The sequence below is a fragment of the Candidatus Accumulibacter contiguus genome (assembly GCF_036625285.1).
Lineage (GTDB): Bacteria > Pseudomonadota > Gammaproteobacteria > Burkholderiales > Rhodocyclaceae > Accumulibacter > Accumulibacter contiguus.
This window is the reverse complement of sequence record NZ_JAZKUC010000002.1, coordinates 568453-589942: the sequence shown is the minus strand read 5'-3', so window position 1 is coordinate 589942 and position 21490 is coordinate 568453. Positions and strand designations below refer to the sequence as shown.

Here is a 21490-nt window from a genome sequence, read left to right as displayed (position 1 = left end):
GACTGAATGGTGGAATTTTCGATTTTAGAGCGCTGCCAGGCAAGGGGTAAAGGCGTTCGTTCGCAAGCTCGCGCGCACGGTGGGCAAGCTCACGCTCGGCGAGGTGACGAAACCGATGCCGGAAATCTGGCCTGGGCTCAGAAAGTCCGCTCCGCCGAGCGGCAGGCCACCGCGCCCGACCGGGACCAGCGAACTGCCGCGGGTGTTCTCGCACAGACGGCGTGCGACCTGGGCGTTGATCAGGCGCGTGTCGAGACCGACCAGGCTGGTGGTGACGTCGAGTTTCGGGGTGGAAATCTGCACCGTGCCGCTGATCCCCGTCGGCGCCGCCGCCTGAATGACGTTGATACCGAAGACGCCCGGCTGGAAGGTGTGCGGCGTGCTGCCGCCGAGGAACAGGGTGTTGCCGCTGGCCACCAGATTCTGCGTCGTGATCGACACGTCGCCGCCGCTGGCGTTGGCCGCCGCCGTGTTGGCCTGGATGAAGCCGGTGTTCAGGATCAGCGAGTCGGCGGTGATGCGGATGTTGCCGCCGTTGCCGTTTTCGCGGCTGGTCACGGATGTCGTGATCTGCGAATGGTCGAGCCGGAGCAGTCCGGCCGTGATGTCGATCGCGCCACCGTTTCCTTCAAAGGCCGTGGTGGTGATGCCGCTCGGGTCGAGCTGGAGCGTGTCGCTGGCGGTGATCTTGATGCTCCCGGCGGCGACGTTGCCGGTCGACTCGGTGGTGATCGCATGCGGGCTGTTCAGGAGGGTGATGCGGGGTGCGGTCACGGTAATCAAGGTGGGCGTCAGAGCGGACGCAACGCTGCCCTCAACGTTAGCGTTGTTCTCGATGGAGATCTGGCCACCGTTCGAGAGCGTGAGGTCGTTCGCGGTGACGGTGACACTGCCGGTTTGCCCGGAAGATTCTGCTGTCGCCGTGGCGCTGATCTGGCTCGAATTGCCATTCTCATCACGGCCATCCAAGCGCAGCGAGTTGGAATGGACCGTGACCGAACCGGCGGTGCCGAAGGATGAGGTGCTGGAATCTATTGCACCCCCATTGATGAGGGAAAGATTCCCGGCCGCGGTGACGTCGACACTGCCGGCGTTGCCACTGCTGCCAGGTGCCGCTTGGCTGCTGATGCCTGTCAGGAAGCTGCTTCCCTTTCCATCGATCGCGATATTGCCGGCGCTGACCTTGATGGAGCCGGCGCTACCGGAGGAAAAGGTGCTGGAATCTATTACGCCCCCATTGACGAGGGAGAGGTTCCCGACCGCATTGACGTCGACGCTGCCGGCGTTGCCACTGCTGCCAGGTGCCGCTTGGCTGCTGATGCCTGTCAGGAAGCTGCTTCCCTTTCCATCGATCGCGATATTGCCGGCGCTGACCTTGACCGTACCGGCGTCACCGGCAGAGAATGTACCGGAAGATATTCTACCGCCATCGCTGATGGTAATACTTCCATTCCCGATTGCCGTGACGTCGACGCTGCCGGCGTTGCCCGTGCTGCCTGGATTTGCGTCGCTGAAGATGCCTGTCGTGTAGTCGCTTCCCTGTCGGTCGATGGTGATACTGCCAGCGTTAACCTTGACCGTACCGGCGTTACCCTTGGTGATCGTAGCGGAAGAAATTTTGCCGCCATTGACGATGGAAAGATTTTCTGACGCCGTGACTTCGACGCTACCGGAGTTGCCAAAGCTGCCGTAATTTGCGATGCTGAAGATGCCTGTCGTGTAGTCGCTTCCCTGTCCGTCGATGGTGATACTGCCAGCGCTAACCTTAACCGTGTTGGCGTCAGCAATGGAGGCCGTATCGGAAGCAATTCTGCCGCCATTGACGATGGAAAGATTCCTTGACGCTGCGACTTCGACGCTACCGGGGTTGCCACTGCTGGCGGGTGCCCTTGTCTTGCTGAAGATGCCTGTGTCGTGATTCTGCCCGTCGATAGAGATATTGCCGGCCCTAACTTTGACCGGGCCGGCGTTAGCACCGGAGAAACTCGTGGAACTTATTTTGCCACCATTGACGATGGACAGATTTCCGGTCACCGCGACTTCGATGCTGCTGGCGTTTCCAGTTGTGATGGTATTGGAAGAGATTATGCCATCATTCACGATAGAAAGATTGCCCTTCACCCTGACTTCCACGCTGCCAGCATTGCCAATGTGTGCGAGAGTCATGATACCTGTTGCATCAGCAGGGCCTCCTCCTTGGCCATTGATAGTGATACTGCCGGCGCTGACGGCAATTGCTCCGCCATCGATGTCACCAATTACTTCGCCATTCCAGATGTCACCAAAACCGGCTGATGATTGAATCAATCCGCGATTGAAGATCGCCAGATTGCCCGAGGTCACTGGCAATACACCGACAAAGCCGATCTCTTGCGCCGCGTTGCCGACTGCCACTACACGGATGTCGCCCCCCATGGTAATGACGCCGCCATTGATGATCTCGATATCCCCTGCGATGATGCTGATCGGCCGGAAGGACTCCGTCGTCTCCAGCTTCACCCCATCGGTAACACGGATGCTTGCACTTGTGCCACCGAGAAAGCCGAACGCCGCAGGCGCGGCGCTCGACAGCGTGCTGGCTCCCCCAAGGTCAGCATGGAACTTGTCGCCGTTGGCGAATTTGACGTAATCGGCCGTGCTGACATGAAAGGCGCCGGGGACGCTGATGGCCGCACCGGTGCCGAAAACGACGCCCGCCGGGTTGATGAAGAAAAAGGCTGGCGCGGAGCCTGCCGCGGCGGTCAGTTTCAGCGTCCCGTTGATCTGCGAGAGCGACCCGCCGGTGACGCGGCTGATCACATTGGCAAGCGCGGCCGTGCTCGTGGTGAAGTCGGCGGTCTGGCCGGTATCGATATTGAACTTCGCAAAACTATGGAAGAGGTTGTTGCCGACGACTGAACCCAGGGTTTGCGGGATGACGAAACGTCCCGCCCCCGCATTCGCCCCGGCAATCGTCTGCCGCGCGCCGACGCTGCCGTCGGTGGCGATCCCGGCCCCCCCGTAACCGCGCGTCGCCATGCTCAGCAGGGCCACAGTCAGCAGCACCCGCGCAAGATAAAGCGAACGCCGCCAGGATTTTTCAGTCATTGCGCCCCCCGACAAATCAAAGTGGTCATCTCGCCGAATTTTCCTGAACACCCGTCTGCGTGTTTCGTCTCGGATTCTATCCGGAATGGAGGAGCCGGGGCCACTCACCGTTGATGGCCGCATGCCGGCGTCACAGTCATGATATAGGGATGCTGCGACTGCCAGGAGTTGGTGTGATACCAGCCAATCGCTAGGCGGCCATTGCCGGCGTATGGCGAAGCTGAATAAGCTTGCCGATGGGGATGGGTTCGAGGGCATACGCCACCCCGCCAAGATCCGCAAATTCAACCAGCACAATATCCTCGCTCAATTCGTCAACGATGGTGCCAACCTGTCCCTTGGCAAGATGCCCTTCCGGAACATCTTCCAGTGTCGCAACGACATCAAGTAGTTTCATCGCATTCTCCAACAACAAAGCATGTCACAAGTCTAGCCGCTTCTGCTCCGCACAGCCAACCCGTCCGGACCTTCGCGCATCGCTGCCCCCGAACGACCTCCATATCGACACGGTAGATCGCACCCCAATGGATATGACTCTGTAACTCGGCCTCCGATTTCCACAGGCTGGCCAATATCGTATTGGCCAGCCACTCGCCGTCCGCTACCGTAATCCCCAATGAGGAAAGAAACACGCGTGCTTTGTGCCTGCCCTCTGGATGGCTGGTATTCAGTACATAGTCAGTCAGTTTCCTGAGATCAATAACGGCCCTCTCAATATTTGGCAGCAACATTGCTATCGCCAGTTGCCGACCAGAATGAAAGGCGCCCAGTAGAAGGGGTGACTCAGATCGGGATTCGCGATGAGCATGACTTGCGCGCGGCGGAGGGCTTCGGCTTTCGAGAGGCCGTCGCGCGCGATGCCGCTGTAGAAGCGCTCCATGACTTGCTGCGCCGCTTTGTCGGAAACCGGCCACAAGCTGCCGATGACGCTCTTGGCCTTGGCCTTGATCGCCGCGCCGGCGATGCCCAGCGGCGAGCGGTCGTCGCCTTCGGCCGTCTCGCAGGCCGACAGGGTCAGCAACTCGATGGGGGTTTTTCTGACGCCTTCGGCTTGCAGCAGTTTCTGCAAGCCATCCATGGTCACCAGGTTGTCGTAGGCCATGATGAAGCTTTCGTCGGCGGTGCTGCCGAAGAAGCCGTGCGTGGCCAGATGGGCGATGTGGTATTCGCCCTTTTCAAACTCGTCGCTCAGGCGTGTCGTCGTGAAGGTCGCGTCGAGCAGGCTGGTGCCAGGCAGGATCTTCGCCAGGCTCTCGACTTCAAGCTTGACGCCCGGCAAGGCCAATTGCTCTTTGAGCAGAGCCGTGCGCTCGGCACCGCTCGTCGGCAGCGCCCGTGTCGACAGCGTCAGCTTGCGGAGGACCGGTTGGCGCGCCAGCTCGAGCGCAGAACGTGTCGTAGACGGGGCCATGACCTGGGCCAGCGAACTGCCTGACAGTTGGTCGACGACTGGCCCAGGTTCCGCCATCCCGGCGACGAGCGCGGAAAATGCTTCGCTATGGCCAGCCGTCTGGCTGGTCATCGACAGCCCGCTGTTGATGACCACCGCGTACTTCTGCACCAGGAACTGCTGGCCGTCATGGAGCGTGCTCCAGGGCAGCAGGCGCAGCACGCCGTCAGGCACCACCAGAAGCGTATGTACCTGCTGAGTGACGATTTCGCGCTCGAAAGGCCTGACCAGAATGTCGTAAAGCTTGGCCGCGCTGTCGCGGTCATCCGCTTCACCGTCACGCAGCTTCTGCGTATAAGACGACACCAGATTGCGCAGTGTCGGGGCATCGAGAGCCGTGGTGTGGCGACGAATACCCGCGCCTGACTCGAAGATCACCTCGATGCGGTCCTTGAGAATGATCGGATAGAAAATCGCCGTTCCCGGCGCCACTCCCGCTTGCGTACTGTTTTGTGCCGCATCGACGCTGCACCGCTCGCCGAGATAATCCTGCAGTTCGGACTGCTTGATCAGTTCGGCCGTGTCGCGAGCGCGCCGCAGCAGCGCGACGCGCTCGCTGCCGCCGGCCGTGTCGGCTTTCTTGAGCAGCAGGTCGATGAGGCCGAGATAAATCGGCTCCAGGGTGTCGCGAAACGACGAGCGGCCGCTCTCGTATTCAATCGGGATGTCCTGGCGAATGCTCTCGACCTGCTCGATGGCGCGCAGGTAAGCCGCCCGCGCCTCGTCCTGGGCGCCTTTGGCGGCGAGCAGGCGGCCCTGGCGCCATTCGAGCCGCAGCAGGAGGTCGGTGAACACGCCGTCGGCTGCCTGGGCACGGGTGATCGCGCGGCGGCTCAGGCGCAGCGCTTCGTCGTTGCGACCCTGCGCCTCATAAAGCTGGGCCAGTGCGTCGAGTGCCTCGACCTCGAGGCGGACGTCCCCAATCTCGGCGGCCAGGATGCGTGCCTCGTCGAGGTTCTCGTAAGCGGTCTGCACGCTACTGACCTCGCTCGCCAGGGTGCCGGCGGTGAGCCGCAGGCGGGCGCGCGCCTGCGCGGCGTTCACGCCGGCGATGTCACGCGAGATCGCCGCCAGCAGCGCCGGCCGCTCGCTGCGGTCGGCCAGGCGGGCTTCATTGATGCGCGCCACGAGGGCAAGGGCCACCTCGCCGCCGGCCAGCGTCCGCGCTTCGGCGTAGAAGCGCAGGGCCTCTGCGGGTCGATGGCGCGCGGCGGCCAGGTTGCCAAGTTCGATGGCGTAGCGCGCCCGTTCGCTGCCGTTCGTCTTGTCGTAGGCTTGGCGCAACAAAGGCTCGGCTTCGTCGTAGCGCCGCGCCTGCAACAGCGAGGCCCCCAGTTCGCCGCTGACGGCCACACTCTCGTCGGCGGTACCGAGCGCACGGAAGTAATCGATCGCCTGCTGCAGGTTGCCGCCATTGCGCAGCGCGACGCCGCGCGCCAGCGCCTGCGAATCCGGCGCCGCCTGCGCGCCGAGCGCCAACAGCATGGCCAGCAAGAATCTGACGACCGCCCACCTGAGGATGCTCATTTGCCGCTCCTTAGAAAAACGCATAGGACAATTGCAGCTCGATGCCTTTTTCCTGGAGGTTGGAGCCGTTACTGATCACCGTCCGCGAGTGATGGATCCGTTTCGCCAGCGACAGATCGAAGGTCAGCCCCTGCCAGCGCAGCCGGGTGGCGAGACCGGCCGAGGCTATGACCGACGCCGCCGCGTCCTTGTCCCAGGCGCGGCCATAATCGATGAAGGGCTTCAGGTTGAGGCTCAACTGGCGCGCGCCATCGGCCAGCACGGGGAAATCCAGTTCGATATTGGCGACCACGCCGTTGTCACGCACCAACTGGTTTTCGAGATAGCCGCGCACGGTATTGATGCCGCCGACCGCCATCTTCTCCATGGGAATCAGTCGATCGGGCGTGTCCTGGACATTCAGGCGCAGGATCAACTGGCTGCCGTTGTCGAGGAGACGGTGGGCATACTGGGCCTGCCCCAGCCAGATGAAGTAGTGACGATCGAGCGTCAGGCCGGGAAGGGGGAAGGCTCTGGCGGGAAGCTGATTGTTTTCGCCGAAGGTGAAGGTCGAGCGCAAAGCCAGCACCTGGTCGTCCGAGCGGTGGGAATACTCTTGCCAGAAGCGCCAGTCCCTGGCCTTTGAGGTGCCGGTCGGTTCTCCGGGAACGAAGGAGAAAGGATCGCCAAGCAAGGTCGTGCGGTTCTCGCGCCAGACGCGGTTCACGCCGACCGCGAGCCTCTGCCTGAGCGTCTCCGACAGCACCTGGCCGAGACCGATTTCCTTGTTGGTGAGATCGCTCTCGATGTTGAGCGGCCGGGTCGGTTGCTGGATGACCGAAGACACGCCACTGTCATAGTAAAGCGAGAGTTGCGTCCCCCAGGTGTTGAGCGGCATGCGCCAGCCGATCGCGCCGCGGCGGGCGTCGCCGTGGCCGAGCGGATCCTGGTAGCTGGCCTCGAGAACGTCGCCGTAACCGGTCAGGTTGCGTACCCAGCCGGCGATCGTCCCGCTCTGCGGGCCAATGGAGATCGGCAGATAGTTGTTGGCGAAGACGCTCAACTGGTAGGGCAGCGCGCGTTCGACCTCGACATTGAGAATCGCCTGGCCACGCTCGGCATCCGGTAGCAGTTGGCCGTTCATGCGCGCGAACAGGGGGTCGGTGAGCAGCAACTGGAAGCGCTCGCCCAGCATCAGGATGTTGAGCGGCTCGTCGGCGCGCGTCAGGCGGTCGGTGACATAGGGCTCCTTGAGTCGCTCGAGGCCATGCAGGCGAATCTCCTTGAGTCGGCCTTCGATGATGCGCAGGGTCAGCGTGCCCTGCTCCCAGGCATTGGCGTCGAGGACGGCACCGGAATTGAGGTAGCCACGCTCGATGTAGAGCATAGAGACCTTCTGGCGCAGCGTTTCGAGGTCATCGGCGCCGACGGCCTGGCCCAGGAAAGGCGCCGCGACCCCCTGCAGGTCGTCGGTGCTGATGACGGTGTTGCCGACAAAGCGAACGCGCTCGAGGACGACGCCTGGCGCGCCCGGTGCGGTGCCGGAGAGCGGGGCATCCGGCGCGATCGGCGGCAGGCTGAAGGGCTCGCCGGGCTTGCGCTCCAGGTAAGGCGGGCGTACCGGCTCCTGGACGTTGAGGTGATCGGGTTCGATGCCCCGCGCGGGCGCCGCCAGGGCCGTCAGCGCCGCGGCTGCGGCGAGCAAAGGGGTCTTGAGCATTTACAGGGCCGCCAGGCAAGGTGAAAAGGGGTTGGGCCAGCTCGCATGCCTGCTGGGGAGGCTCACCGTCGGCGAGGTGACGAAGCCGATGCCGGAAATCTGGCCGGGACTCAGGTAGTCCGCGCCGCCAGGCGGCAGGCCGCCGCGTCCGACCGGGACCAGCGAACTGCCGCGGGCGTTCTCGCAGAGACGGCGTGCGACCTGGGCGTTGATCAGGCGCGTGTCGAGACCGACCAGGCTGGTGGTGACGTCGAGTTTCGGGGTGGAAATCTGCACCGTGCCGCTGATCCCCGTCGGCGCCGCCGCCTGAATGACGTTGACGCCGAAGACGCCCGACTGGTAGGTGTAAGGCGTATTGCCGCCGAGGAACAGTGTGTTGCCGCTGGCCACCAGATTCTGGGTCGTGATCGACACGTTGCCACCGCTGGCGTTGGCCGCCTTCGTGTTGGCCTGGATGAAGCCGGTGTTCAGGATCAGCGAGTCGGCGGTGATGCGGATGTTGCCGCCGTTGCCGTTATCGCTGCCGGTCACGGATGTCGTGATCTGCGAATGGTCGAGCCGGAGCAGCCCGGCCGTGATGTCGATCGCGCCACCGTTCCCTTCAAAGGCCGTAGTGGTGATGCCGCTCGGGTCGAGCTGGAGTTGGTCGCTGGCGGTGATCCTGATGTTTCCGGCGGCGACGTTGCCGGTCGACTCGGTGGTGATCGCATGCAAGCTGTTCAGGAGGGTGATGCGCGGCGCGTTCACGGTAATCGAGGTGGGCGTCAGGGCGGACGCAACGCTGGCCTCAACATTGGCGTTGTTCTCGATGGAGAGATGGCCACCGTTCGAGAGCGTGATGTCGCTGGCGACGACGCTGACAAAGCCGGTTTGCCCTGAAGATCGCCCGGATGCCTCGGCGCTGATTGTGCTCGACTCGCCATCCACCAGGAGCGTGCCGGCGCCGATCTGAATAGAGCCTGCTCTCTGCGCTCCCTCGGTCGTGACGACGATTTGACCCCCGTTGGTCAATATCAGCTTGGGAGTGGTTACCGTCACGTCGCCACCGGGACCCAGGGTCTTGGCGTTCTTGTTCAAGGCGTAGGTTGCGCTGCTACCAATGTGGCTTTGATCCAACTCCCTCGGATTGGTCACATTGGGGTGCCCAGCGTGATCGAATGTTCCACTGATGCTGATGGAGGTATCCGCATTCACCGAGATCGAACCGGCTTTTCCTGCACCCGATGTGGAAGCATCGATCGCTCCACCGTCGGACAGGACGATGGTCCCGGCGTCGATATGGACATTTCCTGCCCTGGTTTCAGGCAAATTCGCAACGCTGCCATCGACGGCGATGGCGCTGACTATCCCCCCGTCGCTCAAGGTCAATCGTTTTGTGGTGAGATGTAGATTGCCGCCGTTTCCAGATCCAGTTGTATTGAGATAAACGCCGGAGAATTGGCCGGTCACTAGTTGTCCGTCGTTGTCTCGTCGCCAACTTTGATCACTAACGCCGCTGATCACAACGTCGTCCGCACCCTGAATGATGACCTCTCCGGCATTTCCCGTACCGGATGTATCCGTCGAGATGGCACCGCCCTCGGTCAATGCAAGATGTTTGACCTGCAGATTGATCGTACCTCCTCGCCCATTGGAGTTGGTGCCTGCAAAAATTACGCCGCCTCTGGTAAGCGAGAGGACATCCGCCGTGACCGCAATATCGCCACCATAGCCGCTCGGACCTTTATCGGTTGCCCCACTACCGCTTAATATACCGGTAAATAAGTCTACTCGGTTCACGCCGTCGATTGTGATGGTGCCGGCGCTGACCTTAGCCGTGCCACCGTTACCGGATGAGAAGGTATGGGAAGCTATTACGCCGCCATTGACGAGGGAAAGATTCCCAGTCGCCACGACTTCGATGCTACCGGCGTTACCAGTGCTGCCGGGGTTTGCGTTGCTGAAGATGCCTGCGAAGCTTCCTTTTCCGTTGATGGCAATACTGCCGGCTCTGACCTTAACCGTCCCGGCGTGACCAGAGGAGTTTGTGTCGGAAGAAATCAGGCCTCCATTGACGAGGGAAAGATTCTCAGTCGCCAAGACTTCGACCCCCCCGGCTTTGCCAGCGGATGAGGTATCGGAAGCGATTGAACCGGAATCGATGACGACATTTCCAGCGCTGACCTTGACCGTGCCGGCGTTACCGGTGGAAAAGGTACTCGAAGATACACCGCCATTGTCGATGGAAAAATTCTCTTTTGCCGATACTTCGATCCCGCCAGCATTGCCAGACCTGTCACCCTCCGCTGTGCTGTAGATGCCTGTCGACTGGCTGCTGCCCTGACCATTGATGGTGATACTACCCGCGCTAAGCTTAACCGTGCCGGCGTTGCCGGAGGAGGTTGTGCTGGAAGAAATTTGGCCACCATTGTCAATGGCGATCATGCCGGCGCTGACCTTGACCATCCCGGCGTCACCGGAGGAGGATGTCTCGGAAGATATTTCTCCGCTACGGATGAGGGAAAACTTCCCTGTCGCCGAAACTTCGATGTCGCCGGCATTGCCAGCGCTGTTGGCTGCCGCTATGGTAAAAATGCCTGTCCGGTTGCGGCTTCCCCGGCTGTCAATGGTAATACTGTCGGCGCTGACCTTGACCGTGCCCGCGTTGCCGGAAGATGCGGTGCTAGAAGATATTACTCCATCATAAACGATGGAAAGATTTCCTGTTGCCACGACCTCGACGCGACCGGCGTTGCCTGTGCTGCCAGGGTCTGCGTTACTGAAGATTCCTGCCCTGTTGGAGTTTTCCGGTCTGTCGTCCTGTCTGTCGATGGAAATAATGCCGGCGTTAACCTCTACCAACCCGGCGTTGCCAGAGGAGGATGTACTGGAAGATATCACGCCGCCGTTGACGAGGGAAAGGCTTCCTGTCGCCTTGACTTCGATGTTGCCGGCGTTGCCAGAACTATCGACCTTCGCTCTACTCATGATGCCTCCCTCTCTACTTTCCTGACTGCCGATCGTGATACTGCCGGCGCTGACCTTGATTTTGCCGGCGTGACCTGAGGAGTAGGTATCGGAGGAGATTACACCGCCATTGACGATCAAAAGATCCCCTGTCGCCGAGACTTCGACGCTGTCAGCGTTACCGCCGGACAAGGTATCGGACGAGATGAAACTGCCATGGTCAAGGATGAGACTGCCGGCACGGACCTTGACAGTCCCGGCGTCACCGGAGGATGAGGTGTCGGAAGATATCGCACCGCCATTGTCTAGCGAAAGAAGCCCGGTCGCCGTGACGTCCAAATGGCCGGCCATCCCCGTGCTGCTAGACGTCGCTCTACTGAAGATCCCTGTGGAACTACCGCTGCCCTGCCGATCGATGGCGATACTGCCCGCTTTGACTATGACCGTGCTCGCGTTACCCGTCGAGTAGGTATCAGAGGAGATTACGCCACCACGGGCGATGGAAAGACCCTCGGCCACCGAAACGTCGACCGTGCCAGCGTTACCACCGGACAAGGTATCGGACGAGATGAAACTGCCATGGTCAAGGATGATACTGCCGGCACGGACCTTGACGGTCCCGGCATCACCGGAGGATGAGGTGTCGGAAGATATCGCACCGCCATTGTCTAGCGAAAGAAGCCCGGTCGCCGTGACGTCCAGGTGGCCGGCCATCCCCGTGCTGCTAGACTTTGCTCTACTGAAGATCCCTGTTGAACTACCGCTGCCCTGCCGGTCGATGGCGATACTGCCTGCTTTGACCATGACTGTGCTCGCGTTACCCGTCGAGTAGGTATCAGAGGAGATTACGCCACCACGGGCGATGGAAAGACCCTCGGCCACCGAAACGTCGACCGTGCCAGCGTTACCACCGGACAAGGTATCGGACGAGATGAAACTGCCATGGTCAAGGATGATACTGCCGGCACGGACCTTGACGGTCCCGGCGTCACCGGAGGATGAGGTGTCGGAAGATATCGCACCGCCATTGTCTAGCGAAAGAAGCCCGGTCGCCGTGACATCCAGGTGGCCGGCCTTCCCCGTGCTGCCAGACTTCGCTCTACTGAAGATCCCTGTGGAACTACCGCTGCCCTGCCGGTCGATGGCGATGCTGCCTGCTTTGACCATGACTGTGCTCGCGTTACCCGTCGAGTAGGTATCAGAGGAGATTACGCCACCACGGGCGATGGAAAGACCCTCGGCCACCAAAACGTCCACCGTGCCAGCGTTACCGCCGGACAAGGTATCGGACGAGATGAAACTGCCATGGTCAAGGATGATACTGCCGGCGCGGACCTTGACGGTCCCGGCGTCACCGGAGGATGAGGTGTCGACAGATATCGCGCCGCCATTATCTAGCGAAAGAAGCCCAGTCGCCGTGACGTCCAAATGGCCGGCCTTCCCCGTGCTGCCAGACTTCGCGCCACTAAAAATTCCTGTGGAGCTATCGCTGCCCTGCCGGTCGATGGCGATGCTGTCAGCGCTGACCTTGACTGTGCCGGCGTGACCGGAAGAGGAGGTAATGGAAGTTATTTGGCCACCATGGACAATGGAAAGGGCTCCTGTCGCAGAGACGTCGACGCTGCCGGCGTTGCCCGTGCTGCCAGCAGCTGCGTCGGCGAAAATGGCTGTAATGCTTGTACTGCTTCCCTGCCCGTCAATGGCGATGCTACCGACGCTGACCTTGACCGTGCCACCTTTTCCAGAGGAGGCGGTGCCGGAACCTATTTCGCCGCCATTGACGATGGAAAGCGCCCCGGCCGCCATGACGTCGATGCTGCCGGCATTGCCCGTGGTGCCTGCTGCGTTGCTAAAGACACCTGTTGGGCTATGGCTACCCTGTCCATCGATGATGATACTGCCGGCGCTGATCTTGGCCTTGCCGCCATCACCGGCGGAGTAGGTGCTGGTGGAGATTACGCCACCATTGACCAGGGAAAGCACCTCGGTCGCACTAACTGCGACGCTGCCGGCGTTACCAGTGCCTGACAGTGCTCGGCCGAAGATGCCTGTCAGGCTGCTGCTTCGCTGGCTGTCGATGCTGATATTCCCGGCGCTGATGCCAATAACTCCACCATCGATGGCACCGGTAGCGGGCGAACTAATGCTTCCACCACTCAGGATATTCAGTTTGCCCGATGCCGCCGGCAAGGCGCCAGTGAAGCCGATCTCCTGCGCCGCGTTGCCGAGTGCCACCACCCGGATGTCGCCCCCTTGCGTGAGAACCGCGCTATCGTTGCTAACCTCGATATCCCCCGCGACGATACTGATCGGCTGGGAGGGCTGCGTCTCCACGATCGCCCCGTCTTTGACGGCAATAGGGGCACTCGTGCCACCGAGAAAACCGAACGCCGCAGGCGCGGCACTCGATAGCGTGCTGGCTCGCCCAAGGTCGGCATGGAACTTGTCGCCGTTGGCGAATTTGACGTAATCGGCCGTGCTGACATGAAACGCGCCGGGGACGCTGATGGCCGCGCCGGCGCCAAAAACGACGCCCGCCGGGTTGATGAAGAAGAAGGCCGGCGCGGAGCCTGCCGCAGCAGACAGTTGCAACATCCCGTTGATCTGCGAGAGCGACCCGCCGCTGACGCGGCTGATCACATTGGCAAGCGCAGACGTGCTCGTGGTGAAGTCGGCGGTCTGGCCGGGATCGATATTGAACTTCGAAAAACTATGGAAGAGGTTGTTGCCGACGACTGAACCCAGGGTTTGCGGGATGACAAAACGTCCCGCCCCCGCATTCACCCCGGCAATCGTCTGCCGCGCGCCGACGCTGCCGTCGGTGGCGATCCCGGCCCCCCCGTACCCGCGCGTCGTCATGCTCAGCAGGGCCACAGTCAGCAGCACCCGCGCAAGATAAAACGGCCGCCGCCAGGATTTCCCAGTCATTACGCCCTCCGCCCCCCGGCAATTGACTTGACTTCAGCGGCTTATGCTAATCCGGGCGATTAACCACGTCAATAGACAAGGTTTCAGACCTGGTTGCGTTTACCAGGTGCAAAGGAATCAGACCTTGAAGCGGCCGACCGTCGACTGCAGGCCCTGTGCCAGCGATTCGAGCGACTGCGAAGCGTTCGCCGCTTTCTCCACCGCGCGACTGTTTTCCTGCGCCATCGAGGCCATCGCGTCGATGGTGTCGGCCACCTGGCGACTGCTGTGCCGATGCTCGTCGGCCGCGCTGGCAATGCCGTCGATGCCGCTGCCGACGGCGCTCACCGAGCCGTTGAGCAGGTCGGCGATGCTGCCGATGGTCGCCTGGCTGGTCACGATGTGTGCCAGTCCGTCACTGATCGCACGCTGCAAGGCCGTCGATTGAGTGGTCAGTTCCGGCGTGATGCGGTCGATCTCCTGCGCGGCAAGCGCCGATTTCTCGGACAGCTTGCGCACCTCGTCGGCGACGACGGCAAAACCGCGCCCGGCCTCGCCGGCCCGCGCCGCCTCGATCGCCGCATTGAGAGCCAGCATCCCGGTCTGGTTGGCGATGCCCTTGACCGTTTGCGTCATGCGGCTGATGCTGTCCTTGCTGCGCACGAAATCGTTGATCGATTCGGCCATCCGGGACACCGTCGCGGCGACGCGGTCCATCTCCTCGAGCAGCCGCGTCAGGCTGCTGTGGCCCTCCTGTGCGCGGCGCAGGCTGTCCTGCGACTGCTGGTGCACCTGCCCGGCGCTCTCGGCAAATGATTTCCTTGCGTCAGACGCCGGGGAAAAATTTCGTGATTGTGCCACTGCCGCCATTCTTGCGCAGCAGAATCTTGCAGAAGCCATGCTACGACAGTACGGTACTTGTACCCTTCCGACAGCCTTGGCTATCATGGCCAAATTTGTGAATTCAACTCACTCCTAAAATTGCGGAGTAAAGGCAAGAAATCTTCCGCGCTGCACTCAAGTTCGCTCTCTCAGCGCCGTTACGGGGAGTATCCGCGAGATCCGTAGCAGTACTTGCCGGAAGGTCCTCGAAATCCCGGGGGATGAGCACCTTCCCGGTACTTGTACCGACGCTGGCGACGCTGCAGCTCATAGACCAAGCGCTTTGTCGTCCCGGCAGTGGCCTGCCCGCGGCGAGTCCATTCCACACAGGAGAAAGCTTCCCCATGGCAAAAACCATTTTTCTGGTCGATGATTCGGCAACCATCCTGCTCAGCGTATCGAGCATCCTCGGCAAGGCCGGCTTTGCCGTCGAGAAGGCGTCGAATGCCGACGAGGCCCTGAAAAAGTTCAAGGCCGGAGTCAAGGTCGACCTCCTGATCACCGATCTCAACATGCCCGGCATGAACGGCATCGAGCTGATCAAGCAGGTGCGCACGCTGCCCGCCTACAAGTTCCTGCCGATTCTCTTCCTGACCACCGAATCGCAGCAAAGCCGCAAGGCGGAAGCCAAGGCCGCCGGCGCTTCGGGCTGGATCGTCAAACCGGCGACCGCCGACGACCTGCTCAATACCATCAAGCTGGTCATCCGCTAGGCCGAGACGATGACCCCTTCCCTCGGCAAACCCCAAGACCAGTATCGCCGGCGTTCGCTGCTCACCGGACTGGCCGCGACCGTCGTGCTGCTCATCGTCGTCCTGCTCCTGCATGGTTGGTACGTCGATTTCCTGAGCCAGACCTTCGCTCTCGGCGATCGCAGCCGCGACACCCTGATGACCCTGCTCGGTCTGCTGCTGTTCCTGGGCCTCCAGCAGGCGCTCTCGCGGCTCTTGTACCACGACGCCCACCTGGGCATCGACGAAAGTCTCCAGGACGAACGCCAGCGCTGCCCGTCGCAGCAGGTCTGCCAGCGCGTCGCGCTGCCCGAGCTGCGGGAAATCCCGCGCTTCAACCAGGTCCTCGTCGGGCAATTGCAGAGCGTCGTCGAGCAGACCGAACAGGCCGCCTACGAGGTGACTTCACGACTGCAGACGATCGACGAGGTAGTCACCGACCTGAACCAGTTCGTGGCCGCCGCCGCCGCGGAATCGCAGGCCATGGCGCACGAATCCGAAGAGCAGATCGCCGGCAATCGCCAACTGATCGGCAAGCTCGAAGCCTTCATCGCCCAGCGCGTCGAAGAGACCGCCGCGGACGAGAAACACAGTGTCGAAGCGGTCAAGGAAGCCCGCTCGCTGCAAACCCTGGTCGATCTGATCCGGCACATTGCCGGCCAGACCAACCTGCTCGCGCTCAATGCGGCCATCGAGGCCGCCCGCGCCGGCGAGGCCGGACGCGGTTTCGCGGTCGTCGCCGACGAGGTGAGGAAGCTCTCGCACGAAACCGAAGCCGCGGTCAAGAAGATCAACGACGGCATCATCGCCGTCACCCAGATCATCGAGCGCCAGTTCAAGGACAAGCTCGCGCACTCGCACATCAAGGAGGAACGCGACAGTCTCGAACGCTTCACGCAGCAGCTCGCCGCCCTCGGCGCCAGCTACGAGAGCCTGACGGCGCGCGAACGGCAGATCCTCGACACCATCACCACGAACAGCGGCAAGCTCGCCACGATGTTCATGGAGGCCCTGGCCAGCGTGCAGTTCCAGGACGTGACGCGCCAGCAGATCGAACAGGTGATCCACGGCCTCGGACGTCTCGACCAGCACGCCGAAGCGCTCGCCGGAGCCATCGAAAGCGGCGCCGATGGCGGCCACGAGGTGCGCATCGAACCGCTCGCCCGGCAGATGGAGCAGCAGTTCTCGAACTATGTCATGGACCAGCAGCGCGACGCCCATCGCCAGGCGATCGGCCGCACGCACCGCCCGCGCCCGCCCGCTGCCGTCCCCAAGGCGCGCACTTCAACCGCTGCTGCGCCGGCGCCAGCCAGCAAACCGTCGAACGTCGAACTCTTCTGAACCACCACCCCAAGGAGCCGCAATGACCGCTTCCGCCGCCGCCCGCCTCGCCATTCTCGAGGACATGACAATCTACCAGGCACAATCCCAGAAGAAGCAGTTGCTGGCCGCGCTGGCGGCGACCAGGCAGCTCGATCTCGATCTCTCGGCAGTCCCCGAAATGGACACCGCCGGCCTGCAACTCCTGCTGCTGCTCAAGCGCGAAGCGCTGCAGCAGGGCAAGCAATTGACCATCGTCGGCCACAGCCCGATGGTCCAGCGGGTTCTCGACTTCTGCAACCTGGCCGGCGTCTTCGGCGACCCGATGCTCATTTCAGCGCAAGGCTGACCCCTCCCCTGAACCAGGAAACACCAAGGAAATACGATGGATGAACTGACCAGCACCTTCGTCAACGAAAGCCGCGACCAGCTCACTGCGATGGAAGACGGTCTGCTCAAGCTCGAGCAGAACCCCGACGACGCCGACAACCTCGGCGCCATCTTTCGCGCCGCGCACACCATCAAGGGCGGCTCCGGCGTCGTCGAATGCCACTTCATCGAAGCCTTCACGCACAAGGTCGAAAACGTCCTCGACAAGCTGCGCAACGGCGAGATCCCGGTCAGCGGCGAACTGTCGACGGTGATGCTCGAATGTTGCGACCACCTGGGCGCCCTGCTCGACGTCTTCGCTGCCGGCTTGCCGCGGCCCGACGATACCGTGCAGACGCGCGGTGATGCCCTGCTGGCCAGGCTGACCGAGCTGTTTCTCGGCGGCGGCGCGGTCCGCAGCACGGGTAACCGCGACGGCATGCTGGCGGCCGAGGACGACAACTCCATCGAAGCCTCCGGTGGCGGCGTCGTCGACACCGACGCCTGGCACATCTCGGTGCGCTTCGGCCCCGGCGTGCTGAGGAACGGCATGGACCCGCTGTCGCTGCTCCATTACCTGACTTCCCTTGGTGAGATCACCACCCTCACCACGCTCGCCGATGCCCTGCCCACGGCCGAGAAGATGGACCCCGAATGCTGTTACCTCGGCTTCGAGATCGGCTTCCAGACGCGCGCCAGCAAAGCCCAGATCGAACAGGTCTTCGACTTCGTCCGCGACGAGTGCACGCTGTACATCCTGCCGCCGAATTCCAGGATCGGCGAATACCTCAAGCTGATCGACGAACTGCCCGAGGACAACATGCGCCTCGGCGAGATCCTCGTCCGCTCCGGTGCCCTGACGCAGGCCGAACTCGACGATGGCCTCAGCGCGCAAAGCCGCGCTCCCGTCAGAGAAGCCGCGGGCGAAGCAGCGGCCCCCCCCCCGCTCGGCGACGTCCTCGTCGAACAGAAAGTCGTGCACAAGGAAGTCGTCGAAGCCGCCGCCACCCGCCAGGCCGTGGTCAGCGAGAAGAAGGCGCTCGAAGCGCGAGTGATCCGCGTGCACGCCGACAAGCTCGACCAGTTGATCGATCTGGTCGGCGAGATGGTCATCGCCGGCGCCGGCGCCAACCTGCTCGCGCAGCGCAGCGGCCAGTCGGACCTGATCGAATCGACCTCGGTGCTGCTGCGCCTCGTCGAGGACATCCGCGACTCGGCGCTGCAACTGCGCATGGTGCAGATCGGCGAGACCTTCAACCGCTTCAACCGCGTCGTGCGCGACAGCTCGCGCGAGATGGGCAAGGCCATCGACCTGGTGATCACCGGCGCCGAGACCGAACTCGACAAATCGGTCGTCGAGAAACTCGGCGACCCGCTGATGCATCTCGTGCGCAACGCCATCGACCACGGCATCGAAGCGCCGGCGCTTCGCGCCGCGCGCGGCAAACCCGAGAACGGCACCGTTCAGCTCAACGCCTACCACGACTCGGGCAACATCGTCATCGAGGTCATCGACGATGGCGGTGGCCTGCCCAGGGACAAAATCCGCCAGAAAGCGATCGACAAGGGACTGATCGACGCCGCCGCGACGCTCTCCGAGCACGAGATCAGCAACCTGATCTTCGAAGCCGGTTTCTCGACCGCCGAGAAGGTCACCAACCTTTCCGGCCGCGGCGTCGGCATGGACGTCGTCCGGCGCAACATCCAGAGCCTGCGTGGCAGTGTCGAGGTCGACACCATCGAAGGCGAAGGATCGACCTTCACCATCCGCCTGCCGCTGACGCTGGCGATCATCGACGGTTTCCTGACCAGCGTCGGCAAGGCGTCCTACGTGGTGCCGCTCGACTCGGTCGTCGAATGCATCGAACTCGCCGACGCATCGGCAAAGCGCAACTATCTCAACCTGCGCGGCGAGGTGCTGCCTTTCGTCCGACTGCGCGAACTCTTCGCCATCGGTGGCGAGGTCCCCAAGCGCCAGAACGTGGTGATCATCCAGTACGCCGGCAAGAAGGCCGGACTGGTCGTCGACACCCTGCTTGGCGAATTCCAGACGGTGATCAAGCCGCTCGGCGCCCTTTTCAAGCACCTGCGCGGCATCGGCGGATCGACCATCCTCGGCACCGGCGAAGTGGCGCTGATCCTCGACGTGCCGGCGCTGGTCGGCCTCGTCACCAGTCTCGAAGACAGGCGTCTGACTGCGCCCCGGCAGCCGGAACTGTTGGCCTCGTACTGATTCAAGGCTGGACCACCACCCATCTCTCTGGAGGCAAATCCTCATGTTCAAGAATCTCAGAATCGGCGCCCGTCTCGGGCTCGGCTTCGGCATCGTCGTCGCCCTGCTGCTCGGCATCTCGCTGCTGGCCTACCTGCGCGTCGGCGGACTCAACGACGACATCAGTAGACTGGTCAACGAACGTTTCCCGAAAACGGTCTGGGCCAACAATATCAGCGAGGCTGTAAACCTGGCAGCTCGCTCGCAGCGCAACCTGCTGATCGATCCGCGTCCCGAAGAAATCAAGAAGCAGTACGAGCGGATCGAAGAAGCCAAGAAAACCGTCGCCGAGAATCTCGAGAAGCTGCACAAGACCATCCACAGTGAAAAAGGCAAGGCCCTGCTCAAGGACGTTGAACAACTGCGCAGCACCTACCTGGCGGATCAGGAGGAGTTCCTGACGCTGTTGAAGGCCGACCAGAAGGACAAGGCGACCGAGGTCATGCTCGACCGGATGCGCAAGTCGCAAGGTGACTACATCGCGGCTCTGGCCAAGGTGGTTGGCCACGAGGAAGAAGCCATGACCCGCGAAGGCAAGGAAGCCGACGAGCGCGCCGACCAGACGCAAGTGCTGCTTCTGATTCTTGGCGCTTCGGCAATCGTCCTTGCTGCTCTGTTCGCGCTTTGGGTCACGCGCTCGATCACGCGTCCGATCCATCAAGCGCTGACCGCCGCCAACGCGCTCGCCGCAGGCGACCTGACGGTCAGAGTCGAAGCACAGGGCCAGGACGAGGTCGGCCAGCTCATGTCGGCGATGCAGGCGATGGTCGGCAAACTCGGCGAGATCATCGGCGAAGTGCGTACCGCCGCCGACAACCTCAGCAACGCCTCGGGCCAGGTATCGGCGACCGCCCAGTCGCTCTCGCAGTCGTCCAGCGAACAGGCCGCTTCGGTCGAGGAAAGCACCGCCAGCATGGAACAGATGAGCGCGTCGATCGTCCAGAATACCGAGAATGCCAAAGTCACCGACGGCATGGCCGCTACTGCTTCGCGGCAGGCCGTCGAAGGCGGCGAAGCCGTCGGCAAAACCGTCGAAGCGATGAAGAGCATCGCCGAGAAGATCGGCATCATCGACGACATCGCCTACCAGACCAACCTGCTGGCCTTGAACGCCGCCATCGAAGCGGCGCGCGCCGGCGAACACGGCAAGGGTTTCGCCGTCGTCGCCGCCGAGGTGCGAAAGCTCGCCGAGCGCTCGCAGGTCGCGGCGCAGGAAATCGGCAATGTCGCCAAGGACTCGGTGAAACTCGCCGAACGCGCCGGCTCGCTGCTCGGCGAGATGGTGCCGTCGATCCGGAAGACCTCCGATCTCGTCCAGGAAATCGCTGCCGCATCGCAGGAGCAGAGTTCCGGGGTCGGCCAGATCAATGGTGCGATGGGGCAACTCAACCAGGCGACACAGCAGAATGCTTCGGCCTCGGAAGAACTCGCTGCCACCGCCGAGGAACTCGGCAGCCAGGCCGCGCAACTGCAGGAGCTGATGACCTTCTTCCGCCTGGCCGATCGCGGCCGCAGCGCGGCGACGGCGAGACGGAGCGCCCCTGCCCAGCGCGCACCGAACCCGGCGGCCGCACCACACCACCGAGCACCGGCACGGGTCACCGCGCTGACGCCGGCCGAGCACGACTTCGAGCGTTTCTGAGGAGAACCGACCATGACCCAGATCACCCCCACCCGCCCCGCCGCCCATGCCGTCGCCAGGCGCGCCACGGCCGCCCTGCAGGCACAGCAGGCCGCCGCCGAAAGCCCACAGCAGTACCTCACCTTCCTGCTCGGCGGCGAGATGTTCGCCGTCGGCATCCTCAACGTCAAGGAGATCATCGAGTACGGCAACGTCACCGAGATCCCGATGATGCCGGCGTTCATCCGCGGCGTCATCAACCTGCGCGGCGCCGTCGTCCCGGTCATCGACCTCGCGGCCCGCTTCGGCGGCGCCCAGAGTACAGCGGGAAAACGCTCCTGCATCGTCATCGTCGAGGTCAGCGAGGGCGACTTGTGCAACGACATCGGCATCCTGGTCGATGCGGTCTCGGAAGTCATCGAGATCCCGAGCAGCGAAATCGAGCCGCCACCATCCTTCGGCGCCCGCATCCGTGCCGACTTCATCCAGGGCATGGGCAAGGTCGCCGGCAGGTTCGTGATCCTCCTCAATATCGTCAAGGTGCTCTCGGTCGATGAGATCGCGATGCTGGCGCAGGTCGCTGGCGGTGATGCGGGTAGCACTGCCGTGTAAGGCATTCGCGGCAAGGCGTCACGCCAGTCCTTGCGGTTATTTTTGCATCGTACCGCCGCATGTTCCT

At 62.5% G+C, this 21490-nt stretch carries 13 protein-coding genes; 6 read left to right on the top strand and 7 right to left on the bottom strand.

Annotation, left to right across the window (positions count from 1 at the left end):
* Window positions 1–24: 24 nt before the first annotated feature.
* The 7 genes from V5B59_RS21235 to V5B59_RS21205 form a co-directional block, all read right to left on the bottom strand.
* The gene (locus tag V5B59_RS21235) at window positions 25–3018 is read right to left on the bottom strand and encodes a beta strand repeat-containing protein (RefSeq protein ID WP_332352477.1); all 2994 of its coding nucleotides are present in this window, start codon (window positions 3016–3018) and stop codon (window positions 25–27) included.
* A 259-nt stretch (window positions 3019–3277) separates the two neighbouring features.
* A complete protein-coding gene (locus tag V5B59_RS21230; protein WP_169072087.1) occupies window positions 3278–3484 on the bottom strand; it encodes a DUF4926 domain-containing protein in 207 nt (68 codons plus the stop codon).
* The gene (locus V5B59_RS21225) at window positions 3471–3818 is read right to left on the bottom strand and encodes a DUF6883 domain-containing protein (protein ID WP_332352303.1); all 348 of its coding nucleotides are present in this window, start codon (window positions 3816–3818) and stop codon (window positions 3471–3473) included. The genes V5B59_RS21230 and V5B59_RS21225 overlap by 14 nt, the downstream gene beginning before the upstream one ends.
* Before the next feature lie 2 nt (window positions 3819–3820).
* Entirely contained in the window at window positions 3821–6064 is a 2244-nt protein-coding gene (locus tag V5B59_RS21220) for a CHAT domain-containing protein (RefSeq protein WP_169072088.1), read from the bottom strand.
* Window positions 6065–6074: 10 nt separating this feature from the next.
* On the bottom strand, window positions 6075–7763 hold the full coding sequence (locus tag V5B59_RS21215) for a ShlB/FhaC/HecB family hemolysin secretion/activation protein (RefSeq protein ID WP_169072089.1): 1689 nt from the start codon (window positions 7761–7763) through the stop codon (window positions 6075–6077).
* A complete protein-coding gene (locus V5B59_RS21210; RefSeq protein ID WP_332352302.1) occupies window positions 7764–13637 on the bottom strand; it encodes a filamentous hemagglutinin N-terminal domain-containing protein in 5874 nt (1957 codons plus the stop codon).
* A gap of 117 nt (window positions 13638–13754) precedes the next feature.
* Complete coding sequence (locus V5B59_RS21205) at window positions 13755–14477, bottom strand: methyl-accepting chemotaxis protein (RefSeq protein ID WP_308240205.1); 723 nt, start codon at window positions 14475–14477, stop codon at window positions 13755–13757.
* A 365-nt stretch (window positions 14478–14842) separates the two neighbouring features.
* On the opposite strand from V5B59_RS21205, the gene V5B59_RS21200 reads away from it, so the two are divergent.
* The 6 genes from V5B59_RS21200 to V5B59_RS21175 are packed head-to-tail and all read left to right on the top strand — an operon-like array spanning window position 14843 to window position 21423.
* Window positions 14843–15211 (top strand): response regulator, encoded by a 369-nt coding sequence (locus V5B59_RS21200; RefSeq protein ID WP_034951443.1) that lies wholly within the window; start codon window positions 14843–14845, stop codon window positions 15209–15211.
* A gap of 9 nt (window positions 15212–15220) precedes the next feature.
* On the top strand, window positions 15221–16570 hold the full coding sequence (locus tag V5B59_RS21195; protein WP_169071922.1) for a methyl-accepting chemotaxis protein: 1350 nt from the start codon (window positions 15221–15223) through the stop codon (window positions 16568–16570).
* A gap of 22 nt (window positions 16571–16592) precedes the next feature.
* The gene (locus V5B59_RS21190; RefSeq protein ID WP_169071921.1) at window positions 16593–16898 is read left to right on the top strand and encodes an STAS domain-containing protein; all 306 of its coding nucleotides are present in this window, start codon (window positions 16593–16595) and stop codon (window positions 16896–16898) included.
* 36 nt (window positions 16899–16934) lie between these two features.
* Window positions 16935–19151 (top strand): chemotaxis protein CheA, encoded by a 2217-nt coding sequence (locus V5B59_RS21185; protein ID WP_169071920.1) that lies wholly within the window; start codon window positions 16935–16937, stop codon window positions 19149–19151.
* Window positions 19152–19194: 43 nt separating this feature from the next.
* Window positions 19195–20832, top strand: a complete 1638-nt coding sequence (locus V5B59_RS21180; protein WP_169071919.1) for a methyl-accepting chemotaxis protein — start codon at window positions 19195–19197, stop codon at window positions 20830–20832.
* A 12-nt stretch (window positions 20833–20844) separates the two neighbouring features.
* Window positions 20845–21423, top strand: a complete 579-nt coding sequence (locus tag V5B59_RS21175) for a chemotaxis protein CheW (protein WP_169071918.1) — start codon at window positions 20845–20847, stop codon at window positions 21421–21423.
* The last annotated feature ends 67 nt before the right edge of the window (window positions 21424–21490 follow it).